This window comes from Pseudoclavibacter sp. JAI123, assembly GCF_013409665.1.
Taxonomy (GTDB): Bacteria; Actinomycetota; Actinomycetes; order Actinomycetales; family Microbacteriaceae; genus Pseudoclavibacter.
This window is the reverse complement of the sequence record NZ_JACCCM010000001.1, coordinates 170,394-187,473: the sequence shown is the minus strand read 5'-3', so window position 1 is coordinate 187,473 and position 17,080 is coordinate 170,394. Positions and strand designations below refer to the sequence as shown.

16 protein-coding genes and 1 pseudogene are annotated in these 17,080 nt (G+C 66.6%); 9 read left to right on the top strand and 8 right to left on the bottom strand.

Features of this window, described 5'->3' with window-relative positions; translation table 11 throughout:
• Positions 1-114: 114 nt before the first annotated feature.
• From HDC34_RS00910 to HDC34_RS00895, 4 genes are all read left to right on the top strand, one after another.
• Entirely contained in the window at positions 115-990 is an 876-nt protein-coding gene (locus HDC34_RS00910) for a MetQ/NlpA family ABC transporter substrate-binding protein (RefSeq protein WP_179555475.1), read from the top strand.
• A gap of 149 nt (positions 991-1,139) precedes the next feature.
• Positions 1,140-2,192: a methionine ABC transporter ATP-binding protein gene (locus HDC34_RS00905; protein ID WP_179555474.1), complete on the top strand. Its 1,053-nt coding sequence runs from the start codon at positions 1,140-1,142 to the stop codon at positions 2,190-2,192.
• Positions 2,189-2,848, top strand: a complete 660-nt coding sequence (locus tag HDC34_RS00900) for a methionine ABC transporter permease (RefSeq protein WP_179555473.1) — start codon at positions 2,189-2,191, stop codon at positions 2,846-2,848. The genes HDC34_RS00905 and HDC34_RS00900 overlap by 4 nt, the downstream gene beginning before the upstream one ends.
• Before the next feature lie 153 nt (positions 2,849-3,001).
• Complete coding sequence (locus HDC34_RS00895; RefSeq protein WP_179555472.1) at positions 3,002-3,460, top strand: NUDIX hydrolase; 459 nt, start codon at positions 3,002-3,004, stop codon at positions 3,458-3,460.
• Here the strand turns inward: HDC34_RS00895 and HDC34_RS00890 are convergent.
• Complete coding sequence (locus HDC34_RS00890) at positions 3,454-4,377, bottom strand: DMT family transporter (RefSeq protein WP_179555471.1); 924 nt, start codon at positions 4,375-4,377, stop codon at positions 3,454-3,456. The two genes, HDC34_RS00895 and HDC34_RS00890, sit on opposite strands and share 7 nt — an antisense overlap.
• 68 nt (positions 4,378-4,445) lie before the next feature.
• On the opposite strand from HDC34_RS00890, the gene HDC34_RS00885 reads away from it, so the two are divergent.
• Positions 4,446-5,315, top strand: a complete 870-nt coding sequence (locus tag HDC34_RS00885; RefSeq protein ID WP_104310801.1) for a LysR family transcriptional regulator — start codon at positions 4,446-4,448, stop codon at positions 5,313-5,315.
• A gap of 33 nt (positions 5,316-5,348) precedes the next feature.
• Here the strand turns inward: HDC34_RS00885 and HDC34_RS00880 are convergent, their stop codons facing one another.
• Entirely contained in the window at positions 5,349-5,954 is a 606-nt protein-coding gene (locus tag HDC34_RS00880; protein WP_104254443.1) for a hypothetical protein, read from the bottom strand.
• Positions 5,955-6,085: 131 nt separating this feature from the next.
• On the opposite strand from HDC34_RS00880, the gene HDC34_RS00875 reads away from it, so the two are divergent.
• Positions 6,086-6,625 carry a peptidylprolyl isomerase gene (locus HDC34_RS00875; RefSeq protein ID WP_179555470.1) on the top strand — a complete coding sequence of 180 codons (540 nt, stop codon included), beginning with the start codon at positions 6,086-6,088 and terminating at the stop codon, positions 6,623-6,625.
• Between the two features lie 153 nt (positions 6,626-6,778).
• Positions 6,779-7,522, top strand: coding sequence for a rhomboid family intramembrane serine protease (locus tag HDC34_RS00870; RefSeq protein ID WP_258067918.1), 744 nt, complete (start codon positions 6,779-6,781; stop codon positions 7,520-7,522).
• 163 nt (positions 7,523-7,685) lie between these two features.
• On the opposite strand, the pseudogene HDC34_RS00865 reads toward HDC34_RS00870, so the two are convergent.
• A pseudogene (locus HDC34_RS00865) lies at positions 7,686-7,919 on the bottom strand (cell division protein CrgA); the annotation flags it as partial.
• Between the two features lie 151 nt (positions 7,920-8,070).
• On the opposite strand from HDC34_RS00865, the gene HDC34_RS00860 reads away from it, so the two are divergent.
• On the top strand, positions 8,071-8,967 hold the full coding sequence (locus tag HDC34_RS00860; RefSeq protein ID WP_179555468.1) for a class E sortase: 897 nt from the start codon (positions 8,071-8,073) through the stop codon (positions 8,965-8,967).
• Entirely contained in the window at positions 8,967-9,158 is a 192-nt protein-coding gene (locus HDC34_RS00855; protein WP_179555467.1) for a hypothetical protein, read from the top strand. Before HDC34_RS00860 ends, HDC34_RS00855 begins: the two co-directional genes overlap by 1 nt.
• A gap of 66 nt (positions 9,159-9,224) precedes the next feature.
• On the opposite strand, the gene pknB is transcribed toward HDC34_RS00855, so the two are convergent.
• From pknB to HDC34_RS00830, 5 genes are all read right to left on the bottom strand, one after another.
• Complete coding sequence (gene pknB / locus HDC34_RS00850) at positions 9,225-10,997, bottom strand: Stk1 family PASTA domain-containing Ser/Thr kinase (protein ID WP_179557042.1); 1,773 nt, start codon at positions 10,995-10,997, stop codon at positions 9,225-9,227.
• A gap of 187 nt (positions 10,998-11,184) precedes the next feature.
• Entirely contained in the window at positions 11,185-12,981 is a 1,797-nt protein-coding gene (locus HDC34_RS00845; RefSeq protein ID WP_179555466.1) for a serine/threonine protein kinase, read from the bottom strand.
• On the bottom strand, positions 12,978-14,438 hold the full coding sequence (locus tag HDC34_RS00840; protein ID WP_179555465.1) for a penicillin-binding protein 2: 1,461 nt from the start codon (positions 14,436-14,438) through the stop codon (positions 12,978-12,980). The genes HDC34_RS00845 and HDC34_RS00840 overlap by 4 nt, the downstream gene beginning before the upstream one ends.
• The gene (locus HDC34_RS00835) at positions 14,435-15,844 is read right to left on the bottom strand and encodes an FtsW/RodA/SpoVE family cell cycle protein (RefSeq protein ID WP_179555464.1); all 1,410 of its coding nucleotides are present in this window, start codon (positions 15,842-15,844) and stop codon (positions 14,435-14,437) included. Before HDC34_RS00835 ends, HDC34_RS00840 begins: the two co-directional genes overlap by 4 nt.
• Positions 15,828-17,078 (bottom strand): Stp1/IreP family PP2C-type Ser/Thr phosphatase, encoded by a 1,251-nt coding sequence (locus HDC34_RS00830; protein WP_179555463.1) that lies wholly within the window; start codon positions 17,076-17,078, stop codon positions 15,828-15,830. Before HDC34_RS00830 ends, HDC34_RS00835 begins: the two co-directional genes overlap by 17 nt.
• Positions 17,079-17,080 lie beyond the last annotated feature (2 nt).

Sequence of the window (17,080 nt, the reverse complement as noted above, 5' to 3'; positions counted from 1 at the left end):
AACGTGTCAGGATGTACCGGCGCGGCGACGCGCTGTTCTCTTATTCTTGCGAGGCCCTCTAGACCCTTAGAGGATTGCCGGCGTTCGCGCGCCGCATTGAAAGGACCCTCCTCCATGTCACGTTTCACCAAGATCGCCGCAGCAGTCGGCGCGATCGCCCTCGTTGGAGGTCTCTCCGCGTGCTCCACCGGCGCCTCCGATGAGAACACCATCAGGCTCGGTGTCGTCGGCGCATCCGACCCGTACTGGGACGTCCTCGTCGAGGAAGCGGCAGCTGAGGACCTCACGGTCGAGCTCGTCGACTTCTCGGACTACAACCAGCCCAACCCCGCCACGAGCGAGGGTGAGCTCGACGTCAACGCGTTCCAGCACATCATCTACCTCGCGCAGCACAACGCCGCGAGTGGCGACGACCTCGTGCCGATCGGCTCGACGGCCATCTACCCCCTCGGCTTCTACTCGTCGCAGTACGACTCGGTCGACGCGATTCCGGACGGCGCAGAGGTCGCAGTCCCGAACGACGCTTCCAACCGCGCCCGCGGCCTCCTCGTGCTCCAGGAAGCTGGCCTCATCGAGCTCAAGGACGGCGGCTCGCCGTTCTCCACCCTCGACGATGTGCTCCCCGAGTCGCGTGTCACGGTGACCGAGCTCGAGGCTTCCGTCACGGCAACCTCGCTGCCTGACCTCGCCGGCGCGATCATCAACAACGACTTCGTCGAGAACGCTGGCCTCACCACGGAAGACGCACTCACGCGGGATGACCCGCAGAACGAGTCCGCGTTCCCGTACATCAACATCTTCGTGACGACGGCCGAGAACGCTGACAACGAGAACTACCTCAAGCTCGTCGAGATCTACCAGAACTCCGAGGGCGTCGCGGCAGCGGTCAAGGAGACGTTCGGCGAGACCGCCGTGCTCACCAAGACGCCCGTCGACGAGCTGCAGACGACGCTCGACGAGCTCGTCGCAGAGATCGAAGCCCAGGGCTAGGACTCACCCCTAGCGCGCTCGCCGCCCGAGACCCGATGATGATCATCAGGCCTCGGGCGGCGATCTCGCTTGCACCAACGAATGGCGTCCCGGCGCCGCTCACCAGCACCACCACACGGGTCCACCGTGAAGAAGGCGAGAGCGAACACATGGCCCTCATCACACTCACCGACGTCGTCAAGGAGTATCCGGCACCCAAGCGCGGAGCCCCGGTCATCAGAGCCGTCGACGGAGTCTCGCTCAACATCGAGGCCGGCGACATCTACGGGGTCATCGGATACTCGGGTGCAGGGAAGTCAACGATGGTGCGTCTCATCAACGCGCTCGAGCCGACCACGTCCGGCAGCATCCACGTGGATGGGGTCGACATCACGAAGCTGCCCGAGACGAAGCTGCGCTCTGTGCGCGCGGGAATCGGGATGATCTTCCAGCAGTTCAACCTCTTCAACTCACGCAACGTCGCCGGAAACGTGGCGTATCCGCTGCGCGTCGCCAAGACGCCGAAGGCAGAGCGCGAGAAGCGCGTCGCCGAGCTGCTCGAGTTCGTCGGACTCTCCGAGAAAGCGCGCGCCTTCCCCGACCAGCTCTCCGGCGGGCAGAAGCAGCGCGTGGGCATCGCGCGCGCCCTCGCGACGAACCCCAGCATCCTCCTCGCCGACGAGTCGACGAGCGCGCTCGACCCGCAGACGACGGCGGACGTGCTGCAGCTGCTGAAGAAGGCAAACGAGGAGCTCGGGGTCACGATCATCGTCATCACGCACGAGATGGACGTCGTGAAGGAGATCGCGAGCCACGTCGCCGTCATGGAGCACGGCAAAATCGTCGAGCAGGGCGAGGTGTTCGACATCTTCGCGAACCCGGAGGCCCCGGCAACGCAGCGCTTCGTCTCGACGGTCGTGCAGGGCATCCCGGATGCCGAGCTGCGCGCAGACTTGGGTGCCCGCCACCCTGGCACGCTCGTGACGCTGAGCTTCCGCGACGGGCGGACCAACCAGGGTCAGGCGCTGCGTATCCTGCACGAAGCAGGCATCACTGTCGAGCTCGTGTACGGCGGAATGAACGAGATCCGCGGGAAGTCGTTCGGCGACCTGACCTTCGCGCTGCAGGGTGACGCGGATGCACGACGCCGGGCCCTCGATGAAATCGGCGGCCTCGCGGTCGTCACGGAATTCGACGACATCACTGCGGGAGGTGCGGCATGAACGAGGTCATCGAACTCCTGCCGAAGCTGTTCGAGGCGACCGGCGAGACTCTCTTCCTCGTCTCGCTTAGCCTGCTCTTCGGTGGGCTTGGCGGGCTCCTGGTTGGGCTCGTGCTCTATCTGACGCGCCGCGGCAACCTCTACGAGCAACGTTTCGCGAACGCGGTCATGAACGTAATCGTGAACTTCTTCCGACCAATCCCATTCATCATCTTCATCGCGGCCGTCCAGCCACTCTCAAGACTCATCGTGGGTTCTGGTATCGGTACAAATGCGGCGATCGTTGCGCTCTCGCTTGCGGCCACTTTCGGCATATCTCGCCTTGTCGAGCAGAACCTGCTGACTGTGTCACCAGGTGTCATCGAGGCGGCGCGCGCGTCGGGTGCGGGACGTTTCCAGATCGTGTGGACCGTAATCGTGCCTGAGGCACTTGGGCCGCTCATCCTCGGATACACGTTCGCCGTGGTCTCGCTCGTCGACATGTCGGCGGTGGCCGGATTCATCGGCGGTGGCGGACTTGGTGACTTCGCGATCCAGTATGGCTATCGTCAGTTCCAGCCCGAGGTCACGTGGGCAGCTGTCATCGTGATCGTGATCCTCGTGCAGGGGCTCCAGTTCCTCGGCAACTGGGCCGCGCGCAAGACGCTGCGTCGCTGATCCCGCTCGCTACGCACCATCCGGCGCGCGTCGGGGCCTCCCTGTGCGGGAGCGCGGCGCGCGTCGGCGTACGATAGCGTGCGCCCGTGGTTCGGGTCGGCCAGGCACCGGGCCGCTGACCTCGAGACCCCGGCAGAGATCTTTGGGGGTTCCGTGCATCGACGACTCGCTTCCTACGGTGTCATCGTGCGCGACGGGCAGATCCTCCTCGCGCACTGGCATGACCGTGGTCGCTCAGGCTGGACCCTGCCCGGCGGCGGAACGGACCCAGGCGAGGACCCCATCGACGGCGTCGTCCGCGAGATCTGGGAAGAGACCGGCTACCACGCCTCCATCGACCACCTCCTCGGCATCGACTCGCACATCATCGCGGGCCGTGACCGGCTCGAGCCGGGCAAGACGCCGATGCAGTCGGTCCGGATCGTCTACGAGGCGAGCATCGTGAGCGGCGAGCTGCGCAACGAACGCGGCGGCTCAACGGATGAGGCTCGCTGGTTCGATCTCTCAGAGGTGGTCGCGCTTCGCACCGTGTCGCTCGTGGATGTGGGGCTCAGGCTCCACGCGGAACGCCCCGCCAACGGGCACCTGCGTTCTCTCCGCGCCGCTCACTGAGCTCCTCCGGCGTCTCTCCGCGTCTCCTCGGTGCTACGGCCCCCGCGGAGGCCGCGTGACACGGCGACAGCGTTGACGCCGACGATCATGGCCATGCCGACCCACTCGTGCGTGACGGGCACCTGTCCGAGCACGACAACTCCGGCGAGCGCCGCGAACATCGGGTTGATGCTCATGAACACCCCGAAGAACCTCGTGGTCACCCAGCGGAGCGCGATGATGTCGATCGAGTAGGGGATGACGGAGCACAGCAGGCCGGAGAGCGCCGCGAGCAGCAGGGGCCAGCCCAGGAACTTCCCGTCGGCGATCAGCTGCACGGTGATGGGCAGCGTCAGCAGGCTCGAGACCAGCGTGGCCGTGGCAGGCGCCTGGAGGCCGGTCAGGCGGCCTCCGAGCATCCGGTTGAGCAGGATGTAGCTGGCCCAGCAGCAGGCAGCGAGCAGGCCGAACGCGTAGCCGAGGAGATCGCTGGATCCGTCGGGCAGCAGCAGCACGTACACGCCGACGGCGGCACCCACGGCGAGCAGCAGATCAGCCCGCGTGCGCGACGAGGACAGCGCGACGGCAAGTGGGCCGAGGAACTCGAGGGTGACGGCCAGTCCCAGCCCGATGCGATCGACGGCCGCGTAGAGGGATAGATTCATGGTCGCCAGGACGAGTCCGAGCAGCAATGCCGGCCACCACTGCGCCCAGGTGAAGCTCCGCAGCCGTGGCCGGGCAACCGGGAGCAGGATGGCGGCCGACACGAGCTGGCGGACGGCGACGACTCCCGCGGTGCCAAGGGAATCGAAGGCAAGTGCTCCGATTGCGGCACCGAGCTGATTGGAGAGCCCGCTGCCGGTGAGCATCGCAGACCCGGCGAGGACGCCGCGCGGCGCGGCAGCGTTCGGCATCGTCGTGTCCGCGGTCCCAGTCATGCGCCAATCGTGTCCCTGGTGGGTCGCGCGCAGAAATGCATGACACGCGGGAGTTATACGCTGGGCGCATGAGTCTTGAGCTCCGCCACCTCCGCGCCCTCGCCGCGGTCGTCGACGCGGGCACCTTCACCGATGCGGCCATCGAGCTGCATTGCTCGCAGGCGGCCGTGTCGCGAGCCATCCTCGCGCTCGAGACCCAGCTCGGTGCGCAGCTCCTCTCCCGCTCCACACGCCACGTGGCACTCACACCCCTCGGTGAGCGGATCCTCGCCCGCGCACGCCGCGTCCTGCTCGAAGTGACCCTCATCGGCGACGAAGCGAATGCGGCGACCCGGGAACTCCGGGTCGGCTACGCCTGGTCGACGCTCGGCGCGCACACGAGCACCGTGCAACGACGCTGGCGAGCCGAGCATCCTGAATCACATCTTGTCTTCCGTCAGAGCAACACCGCGACGGCCGGACTCCTGGATGGTGAAGCCGAGCTCGCCGTCCTCCGCACGGCACCCCGCGATCCCCGCATCGAGACCGTTCTCGTCGGCGAAGAGCGACGAGTCGCAGTCCTGTCGAAGGAAGACCCTCTCGCGCGCAGGCGAACCCTGGTCCTCGGCGACTTCGCCGGCAAGACCCTCGCGGTGGATGCACGGACCGGCACCACAGTCGGCTCACTCTGGCAGGCTGACCGATCGCCCATCTTCATCCCGACCACCTCCCTCGACGAATGGCTGACCCTGATCGCGGATGGCGATGTCTTCGGCGTGACCAGCGAGGCCACGGCCGCCCAGCACCCCCGGCCGGGGGTCGTCTACCGGCCCCTGCGCGACGCTCCGGCCATCGAAGTGCGGCTCGCCTGGTGGCGGGGCGCGAAGCCCGTGATGGCGGACGCGCTGGCACAGCTCATCACCGGCACCTACGACGAAGCCCCGCAACTCACGAGGTGAGCGCGGGGCCAGTCAGATGCAGGAGCGCGCGAACTACTTCGCGGCCGATGCGGGCGAGACCGTGGTGACGGGAGCGTCGAGCTCCTCGTCAGCGATCCACAGGTCGTCATCTGCGCGGAAGGTCTGCCAGAGGGCGTAGCCGACAGCTGCGACAGCCGCGACGCCAGCACCGATGAGCAGCCAGCCGCCGACGCCGACGCCGGAGCTGTTGTACTTCTTGTCGTACGCCTTCGACGCCTTCTTGGCGCGCGAGTTCAGCTCTTTCGAGACCTTCTTCGCGGAGCCGGCGACATCCTTGAGGTCGTGGTTCTTCGAAGCGAGGTTGCTGACCGTGCCAGCCACCGAGCCCGAGAGGCCGGCGACGACGGGGAGGACCTTGCCGTTGAAGCGGACGCTCGCGTCTTCGTACTTCTCGCGGGCCACGCTGTAGCCGCGGTCGAAGCTCGGGCGAACGTTGTTGTCGTAGCTCTTCTGCAGAGCGGGGACGAGCTCGGACTCAGCCAAGCCCTTCGCGCTCACTCCAGCGGACTGCAGGATGCCACGAGCGTGCTCGATGACAGACTGCTGCTCGCTCCACAGGTTTGTTGCGTCCTTGCGGAGACGCTTGAGTTCACGCGACTGCTTCCGTGAAAGGGCCATTGGTACCTCCGGACGTTGACAAGTAGGTAGTGCATATCTTGGCACGCTTCTGCCACACGCAACCTGAATCACCGCACGCTGTCGGCGGACAGGCAGGAGAGAAGTCGGACGGCTATGGAAAGATGACGAGCATGTCAATCGCCACTGCACTTGCAACGATCAACACGAACCACGGCCCCATCAAGGTGGAGCTGTTCGGCAACCACGCGCCGAACACGGTCAAGACCATCGTGGGTCTCGCCACGGGCGAGCTGGAATGGACCGACCCTCGTGACGGCCAGACCAAGGGCACGCCCCTCTACGACGGCGTGATCTTCCACCGCATCATCCCCAACTTCATGATCCAGGGCGGCGACCCCACGGGCACCGGAACCGGCGGCCCCGGCTTCGCGTTCGACGACGAGATCCACCCCGAGCTCAACTTCAACGAGCCCTACATCTTCGCCATGGCGAATGCCGGGAAGCAGCTCGGCCGCGGAACGAACGGATCGCAGTTCTTCATCACGACGGACCCGACGCCGTGGCTGCAGGGCAAGCACACCATCTTCGGCCGTGTCGCCGATGACGAGTCGCGCACGGTCGTGGACGCGATCGCCAAGGTCCCCACCGATGGCCGTGACAAGCCGCTCAAGGACGTCGTCATCGAGAGCGTCACCGTCGAGCAGCTCTAGGCTCCAGGTTCCTCTTCACGAATGACATCACCCGAGCTGTCGCAGCAGCGTGAGAACTTCTGCTATCGACACCCAGACCGACAGAGCTTCGTGCTCTGTCAGCGGTGCGGCCGCACCGTCTGCCCCGAGTGCCAGACGCTCGCGCCTGTCGGCGTGATCTGTCCTGAGTGCATCCGGGAGTCGAATGCGAAAGCCAAGGCCGCTCAGCGCCCTTCCGCGCGAACGCGGCTGCGACGGCTCGGGCAAGACCAGCGACCGCTCGTCACGTACGCGATCATCGGCATCTCGACCGTCCTCTGGCTCCTCCAGCAGGTGACCGGCGATCTGGTCACTGGCCTCCTCGTCTATCACGGCATCTACTCCCACGTCGGGAGTGGTGCGTTCGAACCGTGGCGCATGCTGACGTCGGCCTTCGCGCACTCGACCGTCTTCCACCTCGCGTTCAACATGCTGACGCTGTGGATCTTCGGGCGCGTCCTCGAGCAGGTGTACGGGCATCTGAGGTTCGCGGCGCTCTATATCGTCAGCGCGCTCGGGGGCTCGCTCGCGATCGCACTCGTCGCACCGAACACGACCGTCCTGGGCGCATCCGGTGCCGTCTTCGGCCTCTTCGGCGCCTACTTCGTCGTCATGCGGCAAGCGCGTATGAACACGATGTCGCTCATCGTGCTTGTGGGCATCAACGTCGTCATGGGGTTCGTCATCCCGGGCATCGCCTGGCAGGCCCACCTCGGTGGCCTTGTCACCGGCGCGCTCTGCTCGTGGCTGTTCCTGTGGGAGTCGAAGTCGGCGAAGCCGTCGCGGAAGGGGCTCTGGATAGTGGCGGCGCTCGGTGTGCTCATCGTGGTCGGCGCCACCGCGAGCGTCTCGCAGCTGCCGCTGGGTATCGCCGGGTAGTCACTCGGAACGCAAGAAGCCGCGCATCCATCGGGATGCGCGGCTTCTTGCTGTGTGGCTTCTCCGCCACAGAGAGCTGTGCACAGAAGTTATCCACAGGGTTATGCACACCTGGGGATGAATTACACAGCTGTAGTTCGAGCTCCTGTGGAGAAGGGAGCGGCTAGCGCCAGTTCGTCGTCATGATGAAGCCGATGAACGCGATGCCGAACCCGACGAGGATGTTCCACGACCCGAGCTCGGCGATGGGAAGCGCGCCGCTCGTCAGGTAGAAGACGATGATCCAGAGGAACCCGACGATCAGGAAGCCGAACATGAGCGGCTTGAACCAGACCGGGTTCGGGTTGCGCTCATCGCTGTCGGCGACACCAGCTGCGCGCTTCTGCCTGCGCTGCTTCTCGGTCGCCGCGAGAGCGGCCGCTGCGGCGGACGCTTCGGACGAACGGTGCTTCTTCGTACCGGCCGGAGTCTTCTTCTCCGGCTCGTCGGACTTGGAGCCGGTGGACTTCTCACGAGACATGCGGGCCATCCTATCTATGATTGCTCCTATGCCATCTGCTGAACGGCCTGGACGAGACGACGGGACCACCTCGATCGAGTCGCTCCTCGCCGACGACGACGGCTACCAGACTCGGGCCCAGCGGCGTGCCCTCGAAAATGAGACCCGCCAGCGTCAGAGCTCGAGCAGAGGTCAGCGTCCCTCATCCGGCTCCAGGCCGCGCCGCAAGCTCAGCGTCGTGGGTGTCTCTGGAGAAGTCCTCATGACGCTCGGAGTCGTCATGCTCCTCTTCGTCGGTTGGAAGTACTGGCTCAACGACCTCATCGTCGGCGAGGAGCAGAACCAAGCCGGGCAGGAGCTCAGCCAGGTGCTCGCCGAGGGTGGCGAGGAAGCCACGACCGTGACCACGACCGACCCCGCGATCGGCATCCCCATCTCCTCGGCACCGACCGTCACCAACGAGCGGTTCGCGATCCTCTACGTGCCCACCTGGGGCGCCGACTACGCCCGTCCCATCGCGCAGGGCATCGAGCAGCATGAGGTGCTCGACCACAACATCGGCCACTACCCGGATTCGCAGATGCCCGGCGAGGTCGGCAATTTCGCGATCGCGGGCCATCGCCTCGCCTACGGGGCGTCCATGCAGAAGATCCACGAACTGCAGCTCGGTGATGAGCTCGTCGTCGAGACGGCCGACGGCTGGTACACCTACTCCTACAGATCAGGTGAATACGTCGCACCGACCCAGGTGGACGTGCTGGGTTCGGTGCCGCGGTACCCCGAGCAGACGGGCACCGACCGGCTCATGATGATCATGAGCTGCAACCCGTTCTGGTCGACCGCCGAGCGCATCATCGGCTACGCGGTCTTCGACACCTTCACTCCGAGAGCCGACGGTCCGCCAGCATCGATAGCGGCCTCGGTCGAGAGCCAGGGAGGTCTCTGATGTACGGCGCCCTCTGGCGAGTGCTCCCCGGCCCCTGGCCCGTGAAGCTGCTCATCGCCCTGGTCCTCATCGCCGCGGCACTCTACGGCCTGATCTTCTTCGCGTTCCCTTGGGTGGATGCCTTTCTCACACCCCAGAACGACGTCACCGTCGGTCTCGGCGTGCTGTCCCAGGCTCCGGCTCAGAACTGATCGAGGGCCCCTCTCGCGAAGCGGAAGGGGCCCTCGACTCTGATCAACTGCGTGCGGGGAGGTGGATCAATCCTCCGGAGGCGTCGAGGGCGCACCGCTCGGCGTGGCGTCGGGAGTCGTCGTCGTCGGTGTCGGCGCGGGCTCCGACGTGCAGTAGGTGACCTCGACCTGCGAGTGCTGGGCGACGGGTCCCGGAGGCACCGACATGTTCACGATCGGGTTGCCCTCGACCGCGAGGCAGCCCGGGTCCTGCTTCACGACCGCGAGGAGTCCCAGTTCGCGCAAGGTCGCCGTCGCCGACTCGAGCGGCTGTCCGAGGAGGTCCGGCAGCGCCACGTTGCCCGTGGAGGTCACGAGGTTGACGCTGGAGGCCGCCGCGACGCTCGAACCGCCCGCGGGGTCACTGCGCACGATCGTGCCCGCTGCGACGGTCGGGGAGTCCTCTGACGTGATCTGGCCGACGCTCAGTCCGGCACCCTGCAGGGCAACCGTCGCCTGCTCGACGGTCATGCCGTTGATGTCTGGCATGGTCACCGCCGACGGTCCCGTCGAGACCACGACCGTGATCTCCTGACCGAGTGAGACGCTGAGTCCGGACCCTGGAGTCGTGCTGATGACCTGGTTCTCGGGAACATCTTCGCTCGTCTGCGCTTCGCGTACCGGAGTCAGACCGACCTCCTCGAGCGTCGTGCGCGCTGCGTCCCACTGCTCGCCGACGACATCCGGCACATCGACACTCGTATCGGGGAGCTGACCTGCCTGCGGCAGCTGGGAGACCCAGATGCTGACGGCGACGATGACGACGACGAGGAGCGCCGCGGCGCCCCAGATCCACATCGCCGGAGGGCGACGCTGCACCTGCGGTGCGCGGTCATCGGTCTCGGAGAGCGAGTTGAACGCCGACTCTGTTGCACTCACACCGGAAGGCGCTGGGCCGAACAGCTGCGTGCGGTCGTCGTCCTCCACCTTCGTCGCGAAGGCCGGCATGATGCCCTGGGCTGCGAGGTCGAGGTCACGGCGGAACTCAGAGGCCGACTGGTAGCGGTCCTCTCGGCTCTTCGCGAGCGACCGCTTCACGACCGCGTTCATGGCCTTCGAGACCTTCGGGTTGATCTCGTTCGCGTCGATCGGGCGCTCGGTGACGTGCTGGTACGCCACGGCGACCGCTGAGTCGCCCTGGAAGGGGACCTTGCCCGTGAGCATCTCGTAGAGCACGATGCCAGCCGAGTAGAGATCGCTTCGTCCGTCGACGTTCTCGCCCTTCGCCTGCTCTGGCGAGAAGTACGAGGCGGTGCCGAGGATGGCGGTGGTCTGTGCGATCGTGCCAGCGGTGTCGGAGATGGCACGGGCGATGCCGAAGTCCATGACCTTGACCGTGTCCTCCGGCGTGATCATGATGTTTCCCGGCTTGATGTCGCGGTGCACGACACCTGCACGGTGCGAGTACTCGAGCGCCGTGAGGATGCCCGTCATGTACTCGTGGATCTGCGTGTCCGCGAGGGGAGCGCCGGCCATGACATCGCGGAGCTGCTGCCCCTCGATGTACTCCATGACGATGTAGGGGACGACGAGCTCGTGCCCGTCGGCGCGCACGAACGTGTCCTCGCCTGCGTCGAAGACGCGCACGATCGTCGGATGCGTCATTCGCGCGGCCGCCTGCGCCTCCTGGCGGAAGCGCGAGCGGAAGTCGGGCTCACCCGAGAGCTGCGTGTTGAGGAGCTTGACGGCGACGCGTCGGCCGAGGCGCTCATCGGTCCCGAGGTAGACCTCAGCCATACCTCCACGACCAATTCGCCGGCCGATGTCGTATCGGCCCGCGAGCGTGCGTTCGCCCTGCATCACGGAAGCAAGCTCCTCTCCCCTTGGCGGTGTCCACCAAGCTCAAGCCTCGTTAGTCTGCCGATCTTATCTCGCCCGGAATGGGTGAACGGTGCCATCGGTGCTGTGAACCGCACGTTTCATGTGCATGCATGGAGTTGGGCGAATTCGTTGCCTCGCGCCACCGTGCGGGAGCGACCCTCGTCCCCTACGCTCCGGGAGGAGTGGACGAAGACGGCGTCGGGTCGGGCGTGTTCACTTCCGGGACCGTCGCGGAACCGGTGGGTGAATCGGCACTGGTGTTCCCCGAGCCGCATGTGGCGCTGTAAGAGGCCTCGACGATCGAGGATCCCTCGCTCACCGTGGCCGTGGCCGTGGTCGCGGTTCCAGGGTCGGACTGCAACTCGGCACCCGACACGTTGACGTTGTAGCTCGAGAGGCTCTGACCAGGAGGGCACTGGAACGAGGGCCAGCTGATGCTGGCCTGCGTTCCGGCCGCGTTGACGGTGACCGTGGGGGCGGTCGTCGGCGTGTTCGGCGTCGCCATGCTGTCGTAGACCGTGAGGGTCACGGTCGAACCGAGGTCGACGGTGCCGGTCGGGCTGACCGCGGTCACCGTGTTGACGTCATCCGGGTTCGTCGCCACAGGTCCGACGGCACGAGCCGGGGTCAGTCCCAGCTCGGAGATGCGAGTAGCGGCGGTGTCGTAGTCGAGGCCGATGAAGTCGCCCTGCGCGATGGAGACCGTGGTCGGGGTGCTGACCGTCGGGGTCGGCTCTTCCGGTGGGGTCTCCACGGCCGTCGTCTCTGCAGTGGTCGGCGGCGGCGTCGTCGCGGCGGGCGCGTTGCTGTTCAGCAGTGCGACGGCGAACCAGGCGAGCGCAGCGGCGAAGAGCACGATGGCGCCGATGAGCACCCAGACCCACGCCGCGGGCTTCTTCCGCTCGTCGGTGGCAGGAGAGACGAGTGCATCCGGCTGTTCCTCGCCCTCGACGGGAGTGCCGCCGATGAGCGTGTCGAAGTCGTCCTTCATGACCTCGGTGGTGCCCGCGGCGGTACCGAGCACCGTGGTGCGCGCACCCTCATCCATGACCGCCGTGCGGTCGAGCGGGGCGGTGGCGTCGCCGACCTCGTCAGCAGCGGTGAGCCCGAGGACCGCTGGCACGGCCTGCGCCGCGCGGGTCACGTTGCCGTCGCGGAGCGCACGAGCAGCCCTGGCGAACACCTCGGCGGACGCCGGCCGGTCGTCTGGCTTCTTGGCGATCGCGGCGAGGACCAGGTTGCGGACGGGCTCTGGCACCGTGACGGGCAGCGCAGGCGGCTCGTCGTTGATGTGGGCCATGGCGATCGCGACCTGCGACTCGCCGGTGAACGGACGCCGCCCGGCGAGTGCCTCATAGGCGACGATGCCGAGCGAGTAGATGTCGGTTGCGGGGTTCGCCGCGTGACCCGAAGCCTGCTCGGGCGAGAGGTACTGCACGGTGCCCATGACCTGACCGGTCGCCGTCAGGGGCACCTGGTCGGCGATGCGGGCGATGCCGAAGTCGGTGATCTTCACCCGGCGGTCGGGGGTGATGAGCAGGTTTCCGGGCTTGATGTCACGGTGCACGAGGCCGGCCTTGTGGGCGGCGTGCAGGGCGAGCGCCGTCTGCGACACGATGTCCATGACCTGGTCCGGAGGGAGCACGCGCTCGCGCTCCAGCACGGTCGACAGCGCCTCCCCGGGCACGAGCTCCATGACGAGGTAGGCGGAGCCGTTCTCCTCGCCGTAGTCGTACACGTTGGCGATGCCCTCGTGGTTCACCAGAGCGGCGTGCCTCGCCTCGGCACGGAAGCGCTCGAGGAAGCCGGGGTCGCCCATGTACTCGTCTTTGAGGATCTTGATCGCCACGGTACGACCGATCACCTGATCGGTCGCCTCCCAGACCTCGCCCATACCGCCGATGGCGATGCGCGAGCTCAGCTTGTACCGGTCTCCGAACGAAACACCTGCAGCTGGTCTCATCTGCTCAGCACCGCCTTCATCACTTGCTGCCCAATCGTCGCCGCCAGGCCGTTGCCCGTCCCAGACTGTCCCATTCCGCCACCGTCTTCGAGCACTACCGCGACCGCGATCTGCGTATCGCCTGATTCGGCGAATCCTGTGAACCACAGCGAGTACGGCTCGCCTTCGCCGTTCTCCGCGGTCCCTGTCTTCCCAGCCACGTTGATCCCGTCAATTCTTGCATTACTGGCGACGCCCGAGTTCACGCTTCCCTCCATCATCGACTGGAGTGATGCCGCAGTCTCCTCGCTGATGGCTCGCCCGAAGCTCGAGATCTCGGGCCCCTGTATCTCCTGGAACGTCGGCGTCTGGATGCTCTCTACAAGCGATGGGTTCATGACCTCGCCGCCGTTGGCGATTGCCGCAGAGATCATTGCGAACTGGAGTGGAGTCGCCCGCACGTCGAACTGGCCGAAACCGGTGAGCGCGAGCTGCGCGTCGTCTTCGAGTGCGGTGGGATACGTGCTGGCGCTTGCCGTCATCGGCACCTCGAACTCGTGGTTGAAGCCGAAGGCCTCAGCCATCTCGCGCACGCGCTCCGCCCCGAGGTCCATGGCGAGCTGCGCGAACGGCACATTGCAGGACTGCTCGAGGGCGATGCGGAGATTCGTCGTGTCGCCGCTGCCGCACTTCGCGCCGGCTGAGGGGTTGTTCACGGCGACGTTGGTGCCGGGGAGCGTGAGGGTCGCCGGGTTGGGCAGCGGCGACTCGGCGGTCGCGAGGCCGTCCTCGAGCGCGGCAGCGGCGACCACGAGCTTGAAGACGGAGCCTGGCGGGTTCATGTTGCCGCCGATGGCCCGGTTGCTGAGCGGATCGTTGGGGTCGGCCAGCAGCGCGTTGTACGCCTCGAGCACGCTTGTCTGGTCGTGGCTGGCCATCGACGCCGGGTCGTAGGTCGGTGTGGAGTACATCGCGAGGATCGCGCCCGTCGCAGGGTTGGTCGCCACGACCGCGCCCTTGAGCTCGCCGAGTGCATCCGCGGCCGTCTGCTGCGCGACTGGGTCGATCGTCGTCTCGACGGCTGCTCCTGCCGGGTCCTGGCCGGTGAAGAGGCGCTCGAGCCCCTGGAAGAACTGCGTGTCGCTGTTGCCGGAGAGCTCGGGGTTGAGGGCGCCTTCGAGTCCCGTCGACGCCCCGTCGACCGAGTAGTACCCGGTCACGGCCGCGTACAGCGGTCCGTTCTCGTAGAGACGCTGGTACTTGTACTCCGAGTCGACGGGGGTCGAGGACGCGATCGGGGTGCCGTTGACGAGGATCGGGCCACGCTGGATCTCGAAGCTCTCCTCGCGGGTGCGGCTGTTGCGCGGGTCGTCCCGCAGCGTCTCGGCCTGGAAGACCTGGATGCTGGTCGACGCCACGAACAGCGACATGAACATGATCATGACGAGGACGCCGACCAGGCGGATGTTCTTGCTCATTCGTCGATCGCCTCCGTCGGCACGTTACGCACGGTGTCGCTCAGTCTCAGCAGGATGGCGACGATGATCCAGTTGGCGAGCAGGCTCGAGCCGCCGGCAGCCATGAACGGCATCGTGAGGCCCGTCAGCGGGATGACCCGCATCACGCCGCCCGCGACGACGAACACCTGCAGGGCGATCGTGAACGCGAGTCCCGTCGCGAGCAGGCGACCGAAGTCGTCGACGCCCTGCTGGCCGATGCGGAACCCGCGAGCGACGAAGATCACGAAGAGCAGCAGCACGACGAAGATGCCGGCCATGCCGAGCTCCTCGCCGATGGCCGCGATGATGAAGTCGCTGGAGGCGAGGGGGGTCGTGCCCGGGCTGCCGGAGCCGAGTCCCTTGCCGATGAGGCCGCCGGCTCCGAGGCCGAAGAGGCCCGTCACGAGCTGGAAGCTGCCGCCGTCGGCGTCGTACATCTCCTGGTCGAACGGGTCGAGCCAGGCGTGCACTCGGAACTCGACGTAGCCGAGCGTGTTGGCCGCGATGAGTGCACCGCCGATGAACAGGCCGAGGCCGATGAGCACCCAAGACAGACGCCCGGTCGAGACGAAGACCATGACGAGGAACAGGCCGAAGTAGAGCAGCGAGGTGCCGAGGTCACGCTGGAAGACGAGCACGCCCATGCAGACGGCCCAGACGACGAGGATCGGGCCGAGGTCCCGGATGCGGGGGAAGCGCATCCACAGGAACTTCTTGCCGACGACGGAGAGCGAGTCGCGGGCCGTCACGAGGTAGCCGGCGAAGAAGATCGCCAGGGCGATCTTCGCGATCTCACCGGGCTGGAACGAGAAGCCGGCGATGCTGATCCACACGCGCGCCGCCACGTCGGTGCGCCCGAGGCCGGGGATGAGCGGCAGCAGGAGCAGCACGATGGCCACGGCCATGAACACGTACGTGTAGCGCTGCAGGACCCGGTGGTTCTTCAGGGCGATGAGCACGGCGATGGCGACGCCGACGGCGAGCATCGTCAGCACGATCTGCTGCGTCGACGGAGTCCAGAAGACGCCCTCGAGGTCAGGGTTGCTGAGATCGATCCGGTAGATCATCGCGATGCCGAGGCCGTTGAGCACCGCCGCGATGGGCAGGATGAAGGGGTCGGCGCCAGGCGCACGGAATCGCAGCACGATGTTCACGCCGAGGGTGAGCGCTCCGATGATGGCCGAGAGCGTCACGACGTTGAAGTCGAAGGTGCCGCGGACGCCCAGCTGCACGAGCAGCAGCGCGGAGAAGTTGATGATGAAGGCGAACACCAGCAGGCCGAGCTCCATGTTGCGGAGCCCCTGGCCGGTCTTGCGGGGCGCGCCAGGCACGACGGGCGCCTGCTCGCGGGCCCCGCTCCGGAACGGGCTACTCAGGGACGGCATCTCGAAGCCGTTCCACGATCTCGTTGGCCGCCTCGCGGTCACCGGCGCTGATCGTTCTGTCGACCTGCGACTGCTGGTACTCGGGCAGTGAGGAGATCTTGATGTCGGTCGTCTCGGTCAGCTCGTGCAGCGTGATCGGCCCGATGCCCTGCTGCACGCCCTGGTAGATGGCCACATAGCCGACGTTCTCGCCGACGTAGTACTGCTGCTGCGTCCAGTTGTAGGCGAAGAGGCCCGCGCCGGCGACTGCTGCGATGAAGACGATGGACGCGGCAAGCCACGAGAACTGCCGGACGCGCTTGCGCCGCTTGTCCTCGGCGATCAGCTCCTGGAGTGCCTCGTCGCTGAAGGGCACGAACTCCTCGTCCTGCGGGCGAGGCGCGGGACGCCGCAGCGGGTGCAGGATCGACGGGATGATCTGGTTGCTGCGCTTCTGCAGGTTCGCGGAGTAGCGCAGCGGGTTCGCGGCCGAGCCGACGACACGCGTCTTCATCGGCTCGAGCGGCGCCGTGCCGATCTCCAGCAGCACGACCGTCACGTTGTCCGGCGCCCCGTTGTCGAGCGCCAGCTGCACGAGGTCATCGCTGATCTCGCGGCTCGACTCGTCCATGCGAGCCAGCGTCCGCTCGATCTGCGACTCATCGACGTAGCTGGAGAGGCCGTCGGAGCAGAGCAGCCAGCGGTCGCCCTCCTGGATGTCGAACACCTCGGTGTCGACATCGGGTCGCGTCTCGACGTCACCGAGCACACGCATGAGCACCGAGCGTCTCGGATGCGTGAGCGCCTCTTCCGGCGTGATGCGGCCAGCATCCACGAGTCGCTGCACGAACGTGTGGTCGACCGTCATCTGCACGAGGGAACCGTCGCGGAAGCGGTACACCCGCGAGTCGCCGATGTGGGCGAGCACCAGGGACTCGCCGACGAGGCTCAGGGCGCTCACCGTCGTGCCCATGCCGCGAAGCTCGCTGTGCTCCTCGACCGCCCCCGCGATGAGCGAGTTCGCATCGAGCAGCATCTCCGTCATGGCGTGCTGGGCGTCGTCGGTGCCCGCGTACTGCTCGTCGTTCTCGGCGAAGTGCTTGACGGCGATCGCGCTCGCGACGTCGCCGCCCGCGTGTCCGCCCATGCCATCGGCAACGACGAACAGGTGGGTTCCGACGAACCCGGAGTCCTGGTTGTTGCTCCTGACCTTGCCGACGTGTGACACGGCGCCGGCGCGCGCGATGACCAGCATGC